The 16,439-nt window shown below is 72.4% G+C and carries 14 protein-coding genes and 1 pseudogene; 7 read left to right on the forward strand and 8 right to left on the reverse strand.

The features are described from left to right. Positions 1-24: 24 nt before the first annotated feature. Genes IEZ06_RS16410 through IEZ06_RS16425 form a run of 4 tightly spaced genes read left to right on the forward strand, consistent with a single transcriptional unit; the run spans position 25 to position 3,466 of the window. On the forward strand, positions 25-918 hold the full coding sequence (locus tag IEZ06_RS16410) for an ABC transporter ATP-binding protein (RefSeq protein ID WP_189237552.1): 894 nt from the start codon (positions 25-27) through the stop codon (positions 916-918). 12 nt (positions 919-930) lie between these two features. Continuing rightward, on the forward strand, positions 931-1,626 hold the full coding sequence (locus IEZ06_RS16415) for an ABC transporter permease (RefSeq protein ID WP_189237553.1): 696 nt from the start codon (positions 931-933) through the stop codon (positions 1,624-1,626). Between the two features lie 3 nt (positions 1,627-1,629). Beyond that, positions 1,630-2,805, forward strand: coding sequence for a sensor histidine kinase (locus IEZ06_RS16420; RefSeq protein WP_189237554.1), 1,176 nt, complete (start codon positions 1,630-1,632; stop codon positions 2,803-2,805). A gap of 25 nt (positions 2,806-2,830) precedes the next feature. Continuing rightward, entirely contained in the window at positions 2,831-3,466 is a 636-nt protein-coding gene (locus IEZ06_RS16425; protein WP_189237555.1) for a response regulator, read from the forward strand. Positions 3,467-3,559: 93 nt separating this feature from the next. Here IEZ06_RS16425 and IEZ06_RS16430 read toward each other — a convergent pair whose 3' ends face one another. The 3 genes from IEZ06_RS16430 to lgt all read right to left on the reverse strand — a co-directional run bounded on the left by IEZ06_RS16430 (position 3,560) and on the right by lgt (position 7,823). After that, positions 3,560-5,950: an ATP-binding cassette domain-containing protein gene (locus IEZ06_RS16430; RefSeq protein ID WP_189237556.1), complete on the reverse strand. Its 2,391-nt coding sequence runs from the start codon at positions 5,948-5,950 to the stop codon at positions 3,560-3,562. Positions 5,951-6,308: 358 nt separating this feature from the next. Next, positions 6,309-6,761, reverse strand: a complete 453-nt coding sequence (locus IEZ06_RS16435) for an iron chaperone (protein ID WP_189237557.1) — start codon at positions 6,759-6,761, stop codon at positions 6,309-6,311. 189 nt (positions 6,762-6,950) lie between these two features. After that, positions 6,951-7,823, reverse strand: a complete 873-nt coding sequence (gene lgt, locus IEZ06_RS16440; RefSeq protein ID WP_229798234.1) for a prolipoprotein diacylglyceryl transferase — start codon at positions 7,821-7,823, stop codon at positions 6,951-6,953. Between the two features lie 170 nt (positions 7,824-7,993). Between lgt and IEZ06_RS16445 the strand changes: the two genes are divergently transcribed. Together IEZ06_RS16445 and IEZ06_RS16450 are read left to right on the forward strand one after the other, a co-directional pair. Next, on the forward strand, positions 7,994-8,662 hold the full coding sequence (locus IEZ06_RS16445) for a HEAT repeat domain-containing protein (protein ID WP_189237558.1): 669 nt from the start codon (positions 7,994-7,996) through the stop codon (positions 8,660-8,662). Between the two features lie 6 nt (positions 8,663-8,668). Next, entirely contained in the window at positions 8,669-9,667 is a 999-nt protein-coding gene (locus tag IEZ06_RS16450) for a HEAT repeat domain-containing protein (protein ID WP_189237559.1), read from the forward strand. A gap of 35 nt (positions 9,668-9,702) precedes the next feature. Here the strand turns inward: IEZ06_RS16450 and IEZ06_RS16455 are convergent, their stop codons facing one another. The 5 genes from IEZ06_RS16455 to IEZ06_RS16475 form a co-directional block, all read right to left on the reverse strand. Beyond that, the gene (locus tag IEZ06_RS16455) at positions 9,703-10,368 is read right to left on the reverse strand and encodes a response regulator (protein WP_189237560.1); all 666 of its coding nucleotides are present in this window, start codon (positions 10,366-10,368) and stop codon (positions 9,703-9,705) included. Further along, the gene (locus IEZ06_RS16460; RefSeq protein WP_189237561.1) at positions 10,365-11,501 is read right to left on the reverse strand and encodes a sensor histidine kinase; all 1,137 of its coding nucleotides are present in this window, start codon (positions 11,499-11,501) and stop codon (positions 10,365-10,367) included. The genes IEZ06_RS16455 and IEZ06_RS16460 overlap by 4 nt, the downstream gene beginning before the upstream one ends. Positions 11,502-11,519: 18 nt before the next feature. Continuing rightward, positions 11,520-13,355, reverse strand: coding sequence for a serine hydrolase domain-containing protein (locus IEZ06_RS16465; protein WP_189237562.1), 1,836 nt, complete (start codon positions 13,353-13,355; stop codon positions 11,520-11,522). A gap of 406 nt (positions 13,356-13,761) precedes the next feature. Next, a complete protein-coding gene (locus tag IEZ06_RS16470) occupies positions 13,762-14,556 on the reverse strand; it encodes an ABC transporter permease (protein WP_189237563.1) in 795 nt (264 codons plus the stop codon). A 60-nt stretch (positions 14,557-14,616) separates the two neighbouring features. Then, positions 14,617-15,531 carry an ABC transporter ATP-binding protein gene (locus IEZ06_RS16475; protein WP_189237564.1) on the reverse strand — a complete coding sequence of 305 codons (915 nt, stop codon included), beginning with the start codon at positions 15,529-15,531 and terminating at the stop codon, positions 14,617-14,619. Positions 15,532-16,168: 637 nt separating this feature from the next. Between IEZ06_RS16475 and IEZ06_RS16480 the strand changes: the two are divergent. Next, positions 16,169-16,439: pseudogene (locus tag IEZ06_RS16480) on the forward strand (hypothetical protein); the annotation flags it as partial.

Below are 16,439 nucleotides of genomic sequence, written 5' to 3' on the forward strand. Positions count from 1 at the left end.
ACGCCGGCGCAAGATGCTTGAGCCATGGCAGTCATCGAAGTCACAGACCTCCGCAAGCGGTACGCGGACCTGACCGTGCTGGACGGGGTGTCGTTCTCGGTGGAGGAAGGCGAGATCTTCGGCATCCTCGGACCGAACGGCACCGGCAAGACCACCACCGTGGAGTGCGTGGAGGGCCTGCGGCGGCCCGACGGCGGGTCGATCAGGGTCCTCGGGCTCGACCCGGTCGAGGACGCGCGCAAGGTGCACGAGCGGATCGGGGTGCAGCTCCAGCAGACCCAGCTGCCGGAGAACATCAAGGTGTGGGAGGCCCTCGACCTGTACGCCTCCTTCTACGCCGCGCCGCGCGACTGGCGGGCGCTGCTGGAGGAGTGGGGTCTGGCGGACAAGCGGAACGCCCGGTTCGGCAAGCTCTCCGGCGGCCAGAAGCAGCGGCTCTTCATCGCGCTGGCGCTGGTCGGCAACCCGCGGGTGGCCTTCCTGGACGAGCTGACCACCGGCCTGGACCCGCAGGCCCGCCGGGCCACCTGGGAGCTGATCAAGCAGGTCCGGGCGAGCGGTGTGACGGTGGTCCTGGTCAGCCACTTCATGGACGAGGTGGAGGAGCTGTGCGACCGCGTCGCCGTCTTCAACCGCGGCAGGGTGGTGGCGATCGACACCCCGGCCGGACTGGCGGAGGGCGAGCACCGGATGCGGTTCACGGTGATGACGGGGGAGATGACCGGCGTCGAGGGGCTGCCCGGCGTGACCGGTGTGTCCAGGGAGGGGAACCGGGTGGTCGTCACCGGGACGGGTGACTTCGCCACGGCGGTCACCGCGCACCTGGCCCGCCACCAGGTCCTCGTCAGCGACCTCCGGATCGACAAGCGCACCCTGGAAGACGCGTTCACCGCCCTGACCGGCCGGTCCTTCGACTAAAGGAAAATGATCATGATGAAGCTCGCCGTCGTCGAGACCAAGCTGCTGACCCGGGAGCCCGGGGCGCTCTTCTCCCTGCTCATCCCGCTGTTCATCCTGGTGGTGTTCGGAAGCTCGATCGAGCCGGGCGACACCGTGCTGCTGCCGATGGCGCTGGCCATCGCCGTGGGGCTGGTGGCCCTGTACATGCTGCCCACCACCCTGGCCACCTACCGCGAGCGGGGCATCCTGCGCAGGCTGTCGGTCACGCCGGTGCGCCCGGGCAATCTCCTGGCGGTGCAGCTGCTCCTGCTCCTCGTCCTCGCGCTGGCCGCCTGCGGGCTGTTGCTGGCCGTCGCGGGCACCGTCCTCGAAGCCCGCCTGCCCGCCGGGGTGCTGCCCGCCGCGCTGGTCTTCGTCCTCGGTACGGCGAGCATGTTCGCGATCGGCCTGCTCATCGCGGCGCTGGCGCCGAACGGCCGGTCCGCCAACGGGATCGGGGTCCTGCTGTACTTCCCGATGGCCTACCTCGCCGGGCTCATGCAGCCCGTCCACCTGATGCCCGATATGTTGATCCGCATCGGGGAGTTCACCCCTCTGGGCGCCTTCGCGCAGAGCATGCGGGACGTCTGGGCGGGCGGTGCCCCCAGCCCCCTGCTGCTCGGTGTGATGGCCGTCTACGCCCTGGTCGTCAGCATCGCGGCGGCCACGCTCTTCCGCTGGGAGTGACGGATGACCGGCCGGCTCGACCGATGGGAACGGCTCCTGGAGCGCCAGATGGCGGCCACGCCGTACGTCTTGCTGGCGATCTCCGCGGTGCTCTCCCTGTCCACCGGCGGCAGTCCGTGGATCACGTCCGGCCTGGCCGCGCTCGCGGCCGCCTGGATGCGGCTGGCGCCGCGGGGCTTGGCCGGCGGTGCGGTCTACGTGGCGGGGCTGGTGGTCCTGATCGGCGCGCTCTGCACGCAGGGCGTGTGGTTCGCGAGCTTCTTCGGCTTCACCGGCTATCTCCACTCCTGGCAGTACCTGAAGGGGAAGTGGCGGGCGGCCGGGGTGACCGCCACGGCGGCGATCAGCGTCACGGCCTACGGCGGCGGCCTGCCCGAGCCCACCCCGTCAGCGATCTTCACCTACCTGTTCTTCACCGCCGCCATCGTCGTGGGGGTGAGCCTGTTCAGTTTCGTCGGGGAGGTCACCGCCGAACGGAGCACCGAGCGCAAGCGCATGGTGGCGCGGCTCGAGGAGACCATGCGGGAGAACGCCGGCCTCCAGGCCCAGCTGCTGGTCCAGGCCCGCGAGGCGGGCGTGCTCGACGAACGGCAGCGCATGGCGGCCGAGATCCACGACACCCTCGCCCAGGGGCTGACCGGCATCATCACCCAGCTCCAGGCGGCCAGGCAGGCCGAGGACTGGCGGCCGCACGTGGACAACGCGGTGGGGCTGGCCCGGGAGAGCCTCGCCGAGGCCCGGCGCTCGGTGCACGCGGTGGGCCCCGGCCAGCTGGAGGCGGCACCGCTGCCCGAGGCGCTGGAGGGCGTCGTGGCCCGGTGGGGCGAGCTCAACAAGGTTCGTGCGGATTTCACCGTCACCGGTACGGTTCGTCCCATGCATCCGGAGGTCGAGGAGACGTTGCTGCGCACGGCGCAGGAGGCTCTGGCCAACGCGGCCAAGCACGCCGGCGCGTCCCGGGTCGGGCTGACCCTGTCGTACATGGAGGACGTGGTCACCCTGGACGTGCGTGACGACGGCGCCGGGTTCGACCCGGAACGCGTCCGCGACGGCGGGGGGTTCGGCCTGACCGCGATGCGCAAGCGGGTGACCCGGCTGGCGGGCACGCTGGAGGTCGAGTCCGAGCCCGGCACGGGCACCGCGATCTCCGCGAGCGTCCCGGCGGTGGCCCGTGGCTGAGTCTTCCGTGCCTTCCGTGCCTTCAGTGACCCCCATCCGGCTGCTGATCGCCGACGACCACCCCATCGTCCGCGACGGCATCCGCGGCATGTTCGCCGGCGACCCGGACTTCGAGGTGCTCGGCGAGGCAGGCGACGGCGCACAGGCCGTCGAACTCGCGCGGGCGCTGAACCCGGACGTGATCCTCATGGACCTGCGCATGCCGGGGACGGACGGCGTCACGGCCATCAAGGAGCTCGCCCGGCTGGGCAGCGCGGCCCGCGTCCTGGTGCTGACCACCTACGACACCGACCGGGACGTCCTGCCCGCCATCGAGGCCGGCGCCACCGGCTATCTCCTCAAGGACACCGGCCGCGACGAACTCGTCCGCGCCGTGCGTACGGCGGCGCGGGGCGAGGCCGTGCTCTCCCCGTCGGTCGCCACCCGCCTCCTCGGCCAGGTCCGCACCCCCGCCGACCCGCTGAGCGCCCGGGAACGGGAGGTCCTCCGCCTCATCGCCGAGGGCGGCACCAACCGGGAGATCGCCGTCCGCCTGTTCATCAGCGAGGCCACGGTCAAGAGCCACGTGCTGCACATCTACACCAAACTCGGCGTCAACGACCGCGCGGCCGCCGTCGCCGTCGCCTTCCGGCGCGGCCTGCTCACGATGGACGACGGCTGACCGGACGGCCACCGGCCGCCCGTCGCCCTTTCCCGGCCCCGGCCAGGCACCGACGTAGGCCGCCCGTCGCCCGTCGTCCTTCCCCGGCCGGGATCAGGCGCCGACGTAGGCCGCCAGGTGCTCGCCGGTGAGGGTGGAGCGGGCGGCGACGAGGTCGGCGGGCGTGCCCTCGAAGACGATCCGGCCGCCGTCGTGGCCGGCGCCGGGACCGAGGTCGATGATCCAGTCGGCGTGCGCCATGACCGCCTGGTGGTGTTCGACGACGATGACCGACCTGCCGGAGTCGACGAGCCGGTCGAGCAGGCCGAGCAGTTGCTCGACGTCGGCGAGGTGCAGCCCCGCGGTCGGCTCGTCGAGGACGTAGACGCCGCCCTTCCCGGCCATGTGCACGGCCAGCTTGAGCCGCTGCCGCTCGCCGCCGGACAGCGTGGTGAGCGGCTGGCCGAGACTGAGGTAGCCGAGCCCGACGTCGGCGAGCCGGGTCAGGATCGCGTGCGCTGCGGGGATCCGCGTCTCGCCGGCGCCGAAGAACTCCAGGGCCTCGGTGACCGGCATCGCGAGCACCTCGCCGATGTCGCGGCCGCCGAAGCGGTGCTCCAGCACCGCCGCCTGGAACCGCCTGCCCTCGCACTCCTCGCAGGGGACGGCGACGCCGGCCATCATGCCCAGGTCGGTGTAGACGACGCCGGCGCCGTTGCAGTCGGGGCAGGCGCCCTCGGAGTTGGGGCTGAACAGCGCCGGTTTCACGCCGTTGGCCTTCGCGAACGCCTTGCGGACCGGGTCGAGCAGGCCGGTGTAGGTCGCCGGGTTGCTCCGCCGCGAGCCCCGGACGGGCGCCTGGTCGACCGCGACGACACCCGCGGAGGCGGGGATGGAGCCGTGCACGAGCGAGCTCTTGCCGGAGCCGGCGACGCCGGTGACGACGCAGAGCACGCCGAGCGGGATGTCGACGTCGACGTTCCGGAGGTTGTGGCGGGTGGCGCCGCGGATCTCCAGCCTGCCTGCGGGGGTGCGGACCTTCTCCTTGAGGGCGGTCCGGTCGCCGAGGTGGCGGCCGGTGAGGGTGCCGGCGGCCCGCAGGCCCTCGACGGTCCCCTCGTAGCAGACGGCGCCGCCCGCCGTACCGGCGCCGGGGCCGAGGTCGACGACGTGGTCGGCGATCGCGATCACCTCCGGCTCGTGCTCCACGACGAGCACCGTGTTGCCCTTGTCCCGCAGCCGCCGCAGCAGGCCGTTCATCCGCTGGACGTCGTGGGGGTGCAGGCCGGCGGTGGGCTCGTCGAAGACGTAGGTGGTGTCGGTGAGCGGGGAGCCGAGGTGGCGGATCATCTTGACGCGCTGCGCCTCGCCGCCGGAGAGCGTGCCCGCCGGCCGGTCGAGCGAGAGGTAGCCCAGTCCGATCTCCGCGAACGAGTCGAGGGTGTGCAGCAGCTTGGCCAGCAGCGGCGCCGCCGACGGCTCGCTGAGGCCGCGGACCCACTCGGCCAGGTCGCTGATCTGCATCGCGCAGGCGTCGGCGATGCTGACGCCTCCGATCCGCGAGGAGCGGGCCTCCTCGCTGAGCCGGGTGCCGTCGCACCCGGGGCAGGTGGCGAAGGTGACCGCCCGGTCGACGAAGGCCCGGATGTGCGGCTGCATCGCCTCCCGGTCCTTGGCCAGGAACGACTTGCGGACCTTCGGGATGAGGCCCTCGTAGGTGAGGTTGACGCCGTCGACCTTCACCTTGACCGGCTCCCCGTACAGGAAGTCGCGGAGCTCCTTCTCGGTGTAGTCGCGGATGGGCTTGTCCGGGTCGACGAAACCCGACTCGGCGTAGACCCGCACGGTCCAGAAGCTGTCCGACTTCCAGCCGGGGATGGTGAACGCGCCCTCGGTGAGCGACTTGGAGTCGTCGTAGAGCTGGGTGAGGTCGATGTCGGTGACCGTGCCCCGCCCCTCGCACCGCGTGCACATGCCGCCGACGCGGGTGAAGGTCACCTTCTCGGCCTTGCGTGCACCGCGGTCGACCGTGATCGCACCGCTCGCCCGGACCGTGGGGACGTTGAAGGAGAACGCCTGGGGCGAGCCGATGCGCGGCCGTCCGAGCCGGCTGAAGAGGATGCGCAGCATCGCGTTGGCGTCGGTGACGGTGCCGACCGTGGAGCGGGGGTCGGCGCCCATCCGCTGCTGGTCGACGATGATCGCGGTCGTCAGCCCTTCGAGGACGTCGACCTCCGGCCGCGCGAGCGCCGGCATGAAACCCTGCACGAAGGCGCTGTAGGTCTCGTTGATCAGCCGCTGCGACTCCGCGGCGATCGTGCCGAAGACCAGCGAGCTCTTGCCCGAGCCGGAGACGCCGGTGAACACCGTCAGCCGGCGTTTCGGGATCTCGACGCTGACGTCCTTGAGGTTGTTCACGCGCGCGCCGTGCACGCGGATCAGGTCGTGGCCGTCGGCGGGGTCCGGCACGGGCGGCTGCGCGTCCGCCTTCGTGGTCGGGCTCATGCTGTCTCCATCCGTCGGGCGGGGCCGCTCCGCGGTCTCCGCCGGTGCCGCCCCGCAGGTCGTGGTGGCGGCCTCCAGGCTAGGCGCGGCGCGGAGACCGGCGCTTCTCGATTCCTGACCGGTCCGGTCACCCGCCCGGCCGCGGCCAGGCCCTGAGATCAGGCCCTGAGAGGTCAGGCCCTGAGATCAGGCCCTGAGAGGTCAGGCCCTGATCTCAGGCCCTGAGAGGTCAGGCCCTGAGATCAGGCCCTGAGATAGGTGAGGACGGCGAGGACCCGGCGCCGGCGCTCCTGGCCCTCTTCGAGGGTGGATGGTGACGCACCCCGCGGGCGGCCGGCCGGCCGGGCACGGGCGGGCCTCAGCCCGCCGCCTGCTTCACCAGCGCGGCGATGCGCGCCTCCACCTCGGCCGTCACCTCGGTCAGGGCGAAAGCGGTCGGCCACATCGTGCCCTCGTCCAGCTTCGCCGGGTCGTTGAACCCGAGCGTCGCATAGCGCGCCTTGAACTTCTCCGCGCTCTGGAAGAAGCAGACGATCTTTCCGTCCAGCGCGTAGGCGGGCATCCCGTACCAGAGCTTCGGCGCGAGGGCCGGGGCTTCGGCCTTGACGATCGCGTGGACGCGCTCGGCCATGACCCGGTCCGAGTCCTGCATCTCGGCGATCTTCGCGAGCACGTCCCGCTCCGCCTCCGCAGCCTTGTCCGCCCGCGAGGCGCGGCGCGCCGCCTTCTTCAGCTCCTGGGAGTGCTCCTTCATCGCGGCCCGCTCCTCGGCCGTGAACCCCTCGTACGTGCTGTTTCCGGTGCCGCTCATCGTGTTCTCCTCCGTCGTTTCCGGTGTGAGACAAGGATGCCCGCCCGGATTGATACGTCCGCTATGCGATGACGATGCGAGGGCACCGGCGGGCTTCCGCCCCGGTGGTCGGCGACCGGTCACCTCACCCCGGCGGGAACCCGTTCACCGGAGGTCACCGCGGATCGTGCCCCGGTGGTCGGCGACCGGTCACCTCACCTCGGCGGGAACCCGTTCACCGCCCAGGGACTCCTCGGACCTCTTGTTCCGGGTCAGGTGGACGTAGGCCAGCGCGCCCAGGAACAGGGCGACCGACGTCCACTGGTTCAGCCGCATCCCGAGGATCTCGTTGGCCGGGTCGACGCGCAGGCCCTCGATCCAGAACCGGCCCGCGGTGTAGCCCGCCACGTACAGGGCGAAGAGCCGGCCGTGCCGCAGCGCGAAGCGGCCGCCGATCCAGATGAGCGCCAGCGCCAGGCCCAGGTTCCACAGCGACTCGTACAGGAACGTGGGGTGGTAGGTGGTGACGCCCGGCACGGTCCCCGGGCGGCCAGCGTCGATGACCAGGCCCCAGGGCAGGTTGGTCGGGCCGCCGAACAGCTCCTGGTTGAAGTAGTTGCACCACCGGCCGACGGCCTGACCGATGGCGACGGCCGGGGCCGCGGTGTCGGCGACCGCGCTCACGGAGATGCCCCGGCGGCGGCAGGCGATCCACACGCCCACCCCGCCCAGGGCGATGCCGCCCCAGACGCCCAGGCCGCGCCAGCCCGGCCCGGACTCGCTCCAGACCAGGATCGCGTCGATCGGCCGGTGGGGGGCGTCGGGCCCGAAGTACAGCTGCCAGTCGGTGATGACGTGGTACAGCCGCGCACCCACGATGCCGAACGGGAGCCCCCACGTCACCAGGTCCACCATGGTTCCCGGAGCCCCGCCCCGGTTCCGCCAGCGGCGCTCGGCGACGACGACGGCCACCACGACGCCGAGCATGATGCAGACCGTGTAGCCGCGGATGGGCAGCGGCCCCAGATGCCAGACGCCTTCGGAGGGACTGGGGATGCCGGCGAGCGACATGACGGGTGACATGGCCGGCAATCTAACGCGGCCCGCGGCGATCATGCATCCGACCGAAGTTCATACTTCGCACGCCTCCACCGCCGGGGCGGTCACCGTCCCGCGCCGATGCCGAGTGGCATGATCCTGCTTGACCTTGACACAGTGACAAGGCCTTCACTGTGCTGGAGGAGGTGGTCCCGATGACCATGCCGGAAGAGGACACGAACACGATGAGGGCCCTCCGGGGGCTGGAGGACGGCGGCCCGTCGGTGCGGCTGCGGGCGGCGATGGCGGCCGGTACGGCCCCCGACCCGCGGTTCGTCGGCGTGCTCGTCGAACGATGCGCTGTCGAGCCCGAATTCCATGTGCGCGATATGCTGACCTGGGCACTCACCCGCCACCCCGCGTCCATGACGGTTCCGGCGCTGCTCGGCGAACTCCGCTCGGAGCGTGTGCAGGCACGGAGCCAGGCGCTGCACACGCTGTCCAAGATCGGAGATCGGCGGGCGTGGCCGGCGATCACACGGGCGCTCCTGACCGACGCCGACGACGAGGTGGCGCGGAGCGCCTGGAGGGCGGCGGTCGTGCTCGTGCCCGAAGGCGAGGAGCCCGGGTTGGCCGGAGTGCTGGCGACGCAGCTCGGCCGCGGCGGGCGCGAGACGCGGCTGAGCCTCAGCCGGGCGCTGATCGCACTCGGTGAGGCGATCACGCCGATCCTGCACGCCGCGATGACGGACCCCGACCCCCGCGTGCGCCGGCACGCGGCCGCCACGGAACGGCTGCTGCGCGACCCCGACGCCGGATTCGAGTTCGCGATCGAGGAGGCCAAGCGCGCCGTAGCCCTCGGCGGCGCCGGCCGGGAGGAGTGACGGGCAGTGTTGATCGGTGACGTGGCACGGCGGTCCGGGGTCAGCGCCCGGATGCTCCGGCACTACGACTCGCTCGGCCTGGTGCGGCCGACGGATCGTAGCGGCGCAGGCTACCGGGAGTACTCCGGCGAGGACATCCGGCGGATCTTCCACATCGAGAGCCTGCGCTCCCTGGGGCTGTCGTTGCGTGACGTCGGGCGCGCGCTCGATGATCCCGACTTCACGCCGTCGGAGCTCGTCGGCGGCCTCATCCGCCGGACGCGGGAACGCATCGCGGCCGAGACGGAGCTGCTCACGCGACTGCGCCGGATCGACGCCGCGGAACCCGCCGGCTGGGAGGACGTCCTCCAGGTCGTCGCGCTCCTCCGGGCACTGGGGTCGAAGAGCGCCGGCAGCCGCCAGCGCGCGGTCCTGTCCTCGGCCGAAGAGCTGCCGGTGGAGGCGCTGGTCGAGGCGGCGCTGAGCGAGACGGACCCGAACGTCGCCGGAGCCCTCCGCTGGGCGCTGGCGCAGTCGGGCGACGAAGGCCTGGCATTGCTGGCGGAGGGCCTCGGCTCACCGGCGGCCGAGGTGCGCGAACGCGCCGTCCGGTCCATCGCCGAGATCCCGGACGGCGAGGCGACCGCGCTGCTGCGGAACGCCCTCGCGAACCCCGACACCGTGGTCCGCAGGCACGCGGCTCTGGCGCTCGGGGCACGCGGAGTGGCCGACGCGATCCCGGCGCTCATCGACGTCGTCGTCGAGGGGACGAACGACGTCGACGCGGCCGACGCCCTGAGCGCGCTGGCGGGTCGTCCCGAGCTGGCGGATCGGATCGCGACCGGGCTCGTCGACCGCCTCGCCCCCGCTGACGTCGGATCGCCCGCGCGTCTGCGGCTGACCCAGGCGCTCGCGGACATCCCGGGAACCACGGCGTCCCGGGCCCTCGCCGAGCTGTCCCATGACGGCGACCGCGCCGTCGCGCTCACCGCGGCGTACATCCTCGGGATACGCGACGCACGATGACGGGTCGTCGCCGGCGCGGGCGGTCCGGCAGGCCGTCACCGGCGCCAGTGGCCCGGCTGGACGAGGCCGGACTCGTAGGCGCAGATGACCGCCTGGATCCGGTCGCGCAGGCCGAGCTTGGACAGCACGCCGCTGACGTGGCTCTTCACCGTGTGCTCGCTGACCACCAGGGCTTCGGCGATCTCGGGGTTGGACAGGCCGCGACCGAGGAGGGCCAGGGTCTCCCGCTCGCGACCGGTCAGGGTGTCCATGCCCGGTACCGCCACCGGCGGGCGGGCGTCGCGCCGGATGATGTCGTCGACGAGCTTGCGGGTCACGGCGGGGGCGAGCAGCGACTCTCCGGCCATGACGACGCGGACGGCGTGCACGAGGTCGTCCCGCCGCACGTCTTTCAGCAGGAAGCCGCTGGCCCCCGCGTGCAGGGCCTCGTAGACGTACTCGTCGTTGTTGAACGTGGTCAGGATGATGATCCTCGCGGCGGTCTCGGCGCAGATCCTCCCGGCGGCCCGGATGCCGTCCATGACGGGCATGTGGATGTCGAGCAGGACCACGTCGGGCGCGTGGAGGCGCGCCGCCTCCACCGCCTGGGCGCCGTCGCCGACCTCCGCGACGACCGTGATGTCCGGTTGCATGTCGAGGATCAGGGCGAAGCCGCTGCGCACGAGCTCCTGGTCGTCGGCGACCACGACGCGGATGGTCACGCGGCGGCTCCCGGCAGGCGGACCGAGACGGTGAAACCGCGCCGGCCCGGTCCGTGGCCGAAGGACGCCGAGCCGCCGCAGGCCGCCGCGCGCTCGCGGATGCCGACGAGCCCGTGCCCCGTTCCGCCGGTGTGCCCGCGGCCGTCGTCCGTCACGTCGATCACGAGCGCGTCCGCCCGCCAGCCGAGTTCGATGGAGACCTTGCTCGCGCGGGCGTGCTTGACGGCGTTGGTGAGCGCCTCCTGGACCACCCGGTAGGCGGCGGCCTCCACGTCCGGCGGCAGGGGGCGCGGTGTCCCGCTGACGGTCAGGGCGGCGGGCTGCCCGGCGCGGTCCACGCTCTCGACCAGCGCCCCGATGCGGGCCACCGTCGGGGTGGCTTCGGAGGAGTCCTCCCCCAGCAGGCCGAGCAGGCGGCGCAACTGGTCCATCGCGTCGCGTCCGGCCGCGGCGATGGCGTCGAAGGCCGCTTCGGCGCGGCCGGGATCGGGCCGCACGATCAGCGGGCCGGCCTCCGCCTGCACCACCATCAGGCTGATCGCGTGGCCGAGGATGTCGTGCATGTCCCGGGAGATCGCCGCCCGCTCCCGCTCGACGGCCCGGCGCGCCTCCATCTCCTTCTCGCGTTCGAGCTGGCGGGCGTGGGCCTGCCGGTTGGCCGCCGCCCGCCCCATCGCCCAGGCCGCGACGTACATCACCAGTCCGCGCACCGTCGTGTCCGCACTCGGCGTGCGCAGGATCAGTCCGGCGAGCTGGGCGGCGGCGCCGGCGGCGAGGATGGCCAGCCCCCACGCCCGCTCGCGCCGCGAACCGTGTACGGCCACCGTGTAGACGGCGATCAGCAGCGCGTACGGGACGGGCTGCGGCGCGGTGTCGGGATCGTTCAGCAGGTAGGCGCCGGTCGCGGCCATCGCCGCGACCAGGACCGCCAGCGGTGCGCGCCGCCGCCAGAGCAGCGGCAGCACCTGGCCGAGCACGGGGAGGTACTGCTGGACCGTGTAACCCGTCACCGGGTCGGCCTCCCGGACCGTCAGCAGGAAGGGAGCCGAGTGGGCGGCGAGGACGGCCAGGGCGACGGCGATGTCCGCGGCGAGTGGCGGGATGCGGCGGACGACACGGACAGTGGAGCTCATAAGTGAATGGATCATAGTTCAGGTGTGCGAGAGGCCGGCGAGGTTGTACGCGACCGCCACGACGGCGAACGCGGTCACGCCGAGGGAGACCAGGGTGTAGGCGATCCTGCCCGGCGCCCGCCACCAGCGCCTCCACCAGGCCATCGCCGTGCAGACCAGCAGGGCGGCGGCCAGCGGCACCGTCAGCGACGCCAGCACCAGCAACGCGATCAGCACCGGAGCACCCTCCAGGACCAGAGGCAGGGCCCGGCCCTGGTCGGCGAGCAGGCTGCCGAACCCGGCGGTGAAGGCGACCACGCAGGCGCCGGCGAGCCAGGCGAGCAGGCGCGGGACGCGGGGGCCGGCGGGGGGCGGGGACGACCGTCTGCGGACCGCCCGCACCGCCGCCGCCACGGGGAACCCCAGCAGGGCGGCCAGGGAGGCGAGGAGCGCGGCGGCCAGCAGGGCGAGGTGCAGGGACGGGTGGTCCAGCGGGCCGATCCGGTCGAAGACGGCCGTGCTGCGGCTGATCGCCAGCTGTCCCGGCTCGGGGAAGGCGATCCGGTCCCAGCCGCCCTCCTCCTGGAAGACGCCGGGCTCGAACTGGACCCAGCGCACCTGCCTGCCCTTGAGGCCGGTGGTGAGGACGCCGCCGTCGGCGGTCGCGGTGACGTGCACCGGCGAGTCCGTGAGCGCCTGCACCTTCAGCAGGCTGCCGTGGCTGGTCCGGCTGCTCTGGTACGAGCCCTCGTACCGCTCCGCGGAGGCGCCGGGCAGAGCCTTGACGGCCGTCGGGCGCGCGCCCGGGAGATAGCGGTCGATGATCTTGTGGGCCAGCTCGAACCCGTCCAGCCCGTGTCGTCCGGTGCCGTCGCCGTTGGACATGACGTGGATGCCGATGCCCCGTTCCGGCAGCAGGAACATGTAGGTGTGCATGCCCGGCATGTCACCGGCCTTGAAGAGCATGCGATGCCCCTTGTACGGCGATTCCTCCCACATGAAGCCCATGCCGGGCAGCCGGGGGTCCTCGGTGTGCTGGCGCCGCTGCATCTCGGCCGCCACCCCGGTCCCGAGACGGGGGTCCAGTTCCAGCTGCGCCTGCAGGTAGGCGGCCATGTCCGACGCGGTCGACGCGGGCCCCGCACCGGAGGCGGCGAAGTTCGCGCAGTCGGCCGTGGTCGTCGAGCCGTCCGCCAGGTAGGCCTTGGTGTCCCCGAGCCCGCCGCAGGCGATCGTCGAGTCCTCCATGCCGAGGGGGGCGAACACGTGCCGTTCGACGTACTCCTCGAACGGCATCCCCGAGACCGTCTCCACCAGGTATCCGGCCAGGGCGACGCCGTAGTTGCTGTAGGAGACGCCGGTGCCCGGCGGGCGGAGCCGGGCGGGCTGGGTCGCGGCCAGCGCCTCGCCCAGCGGCCGGACGTCCGCGCCGCTGCCCAGGATGTGGTCGTCGTCGAATCCGGCCGTGTGCGTGAGCAGATGCCGCAGGGTGACCGGACGGCCCGGATAGGTGTCACGGATCTCGAAGGCGGTCAGGTAGGAGTTGACGTCGGCGTCCAGGTTCAGCCTTCCCGCGTGGACCAGCTGCAGGGCCGCCTGGGCGGTGAACAGCTTCGTCTCCGACCCGATCAGGAAACGGGTGCGCTCGGGATCCACCGGGAGGCGGCGCTCCGCGTCGGCCCAGCCGTACCCCTTGTCGACCACCCGCCGGCCGTCGGCGACCACCGTGACGGTCACGCCGGGGATCTTCTCCTCGGCCATGACCGAGGAGACGTGTTCGTCGACGAGCGCGCCGACCCCCGGCAGGTCCGCCGGCTGAACGGCCTGAGCCGGGGTGGTCGCGAGGACCAGCGCGGTGATGAGTTCCAGCAGCATGCCGTCAAGCCTCCTGCGAACCCCCCTCCCGGCACATCGCCGACGCCGCCCATTCCGCCGTCCCCCGCGCGGGGGAGTACCGCGGTGACGCCTCTCCGCCGGGCGGCCGCCCGCCGTCAGGTCCCCATGACGTGTACGGCCCGGCCGCCCGCCGTCAGGCCCTGACGTGTACGGCCCGGCCGCCCGCCGTCAGGCCCTGACGTGTACGGCCCGGCCGCCCGCCGTCAGGCCCTGACGTGTACGGCCCGGCCGTGCGGTGACGTGACGCCGCTTCCCGCGGCCGGCGGCACACCGCGGGAGAAGCCGGCAGGTGCGGGTCCCGGACCCGCACCTGCCGGCTGCGATGACATCGTCTCCATGATCCGGGACCGCCGATCCGCTCATGGGCGGCGGCCTGCGGGAGGCCCTACTCCCAGCGGAACCAGCGGACCGCGATGACCGTGCACCCGGCCGCGTAGGCCGCCAGGGTCAGCAGGGGGGCGGCGGGCGGGAAGGATCCCAGGTAGGCCTCCTGGAAGGCCTGCATGCCCGCGCCGAGCGGGGTGTAGTGGCTGATGGTCTGCAGCGCCTCGGGCATCTGCGCGACCGGCACCCACAGCCCGGCGAAGAACATCATCGGGAAGAACAGCACCGTGCCGATCGCCGTGGCCGGGCCGCGCCCGGGTGCCAGCGCGGTGATCAGCAGGCCGATGGCGAGCAGCGCGGCGGTCGCCAGCAGCCAGGCCAGGACGAAGCCGACGGGGTGCCGGGGCAGGTCGACGCCGAAGCCGAGCCCGGCCACCGCCAGGAACAGGACCGTCGCCACCAGCGCGATGGCGAAGTTGGCCGCCAGCTGGGCGCCCAGCACGCGGGCCGGGCCGATCGGCGTGGTCTGCATGCGCCGCAGCACGCCGTTCTCCCGGTAGCCCGCCAGCGTGGTCGGCAGCGCCGTCATGGCCAGGATGGCCAGGTTGAACAAGATCAGGACAGGCACGTACAGGTCGAAGTAGGTCAGGCCGCCGGCGGTCGGCACGGGTTCCCGCAGGGCGGGCACGAGGCCCAGGATGATCAGCACGATCAGCGGGCAGCCGACGCCCCACAGGGGACCGACCTTGTCGCGGATGCTCAGCCTGCTCTCGGCCTTGATGAGCCGCCACGTCGCCGAACCACGTGCGGCGGTGACGGGAGCGGCGGGGGCGGGGGCGGTGTTCAGGACGGACATGGAGGCGGCCTTTCGTTCTCTGTCTCGTTGCGGGGGAGGAGGCGGGCTGCGAGCGGTCGGCTAGCGGGGGTCGAGGCGGCTGCCGGTCAGCTGGACGAAGGCCTCCTCCAGGCTCGCCTGCTCGACGCGCAGCCGTTCGGCCACGATCTGGTTGCGGGCCAGCACGGTGGTCACGGCGTTGAGCGCGTTGTCGTTGCCGTTGACGACGACCAGCTCGCCCCGGCGGGTGAGGCCGGAGACGTCGGGCAGGCTCGTCAGCAGGTGGTCGTCGATCGGCCGGGAGGGGCGGAAGCAGATGCGCTGCTCGATGCGGGCCCGCGCGGTCAGGCCGGCCGGGGTGTCCACCGCCACGACGCGGCCGGCGTCGATCAGCGCCAGCCGGTCGCACAACCGCTCGGCCTCCTCCATGAAGTGGGTGACCAGCACGATCGTCACCCCGCTCGAGCGCACCCCCTCGATCAGCTCCCAGGTGTCGCGCCGGGCCTGCGGGTCCAGACCGGTGGTGAGCTCGTCCAGGATCGCCACCCGGGGGTTGCCGACCAGCGCCAGCGCGATCGACAGCCGCTGCTTCTGCCCGCCCGACAGCTTGCCGTAGGCGGTCCTGGCCTTGTCCGCCAGGCCGAGCCCGTGCATCAGTTCACGCCAGTCGGCCGGGGCGGGATAGAAGGAGGCGTACAGCTCCAGGGCCTCGGCGACCCGCAGCCGGTCGGGCAGTTGGCCGGCCTGCAGTTGCACGCCCAGACGCCGGGTCAGCTCGGCGCGGTCCCGGCGGGGATCGAGCCCGCACACCGCGATCGTGCCCCGGTCCGGTGTGCGCAGGCCCGCGATGCACTCCACGCTCGTGGTCTTGCCGGCGCCGTTCGGGCCGAGGATCCCGAAGATCTCGCCCTCCTGCACGGTCAGCGAGACGTCCTCGACCGCGACCTTGTCGGCGTAGCGCTTGTGGAGGTCGCGTACCTCGATCACTGCTGGCATGTGCGTGTCCTTTTCGGAGCGGGATCGGAGCGGGATCGGAGCGGGATCGGAGCGGGAACCGCCGGTGTCCGGCTGCACCAAGCGTGCTATGACCGGCGCTTCTCCAACACCGACCGGCGGACGGGACCTGTTCACCGGACGGTGGGGACGCCGGATCAGCCGATCGGTGGATCGCCACCCGGCCGGAGGTGTGCTCGCGCGGCGGTCGCGGTGCCGGCGGCGCCCCGACCGCTCTCCTGACGCACGCGAAGCAGGCGCGGGGCCGCTCCCGGATCCGCCGGCCTTCGGCATGGGCCTTCGCCGTTTCCGCGGTTCGCCGTCCGCGCGGCCGCAGTGCGGGACCGCAAGTTAAGCTCAGAGAAGCCTTAAGTTAGATCACAGACCCCGGCTGAATCATGAAACTTTCACAGGCGCGGGGAGGGCGGTGTGCTCCCGGATCGGAAGAAACCACAGGTCGGGAAGTATTCCGGCGGTGACGTCCGGGCCGGCGAGGACCACCCGCCCGTTGACGCCGGGCTGAGGCATCGGATGTACTCCGCGGAAAGCGCTCACCTAAATCGGCAGAGCAGCCTGCATGATTCTATGTTAGCGCTAACAATTCGCGAGGACGCAGCTTCGACCAGCCAAGGAGCCCTGGATGTCCCCCCCATCCCCGGCGCCCGTGCGCGCCAGACCATTCGCCCGCCCGCCGGTGAACCGAGGCGCCGACGCCTCCACCCGGACCGGCACGGTACGGCGTGCGGTCGCGGTCCTCGCGGCCCTGCTCCTCCTGGGCGTGTTCCTCACGCCCCAGGCGTCGGCCGCGACGGTCGACACCGACGCATGGTACGTCCTGGTCAACCGCAATAGCGGCAAGGCGCTGGACGTCTACAACCTGGCGACCGGCGACGGCGCCCGCATCACCCAGT

The organism is Planomonospora antibiotica, from assembly GCF_014647955.1.
In the GTDB taxonomy this organism is placed as follows: domain Bacteria; phylum Actinomycetota; class Actinomycetes; order Streptosporangiales; family Streptosporangiaceae; genus Planomonospora; species Planomonospora parontospora.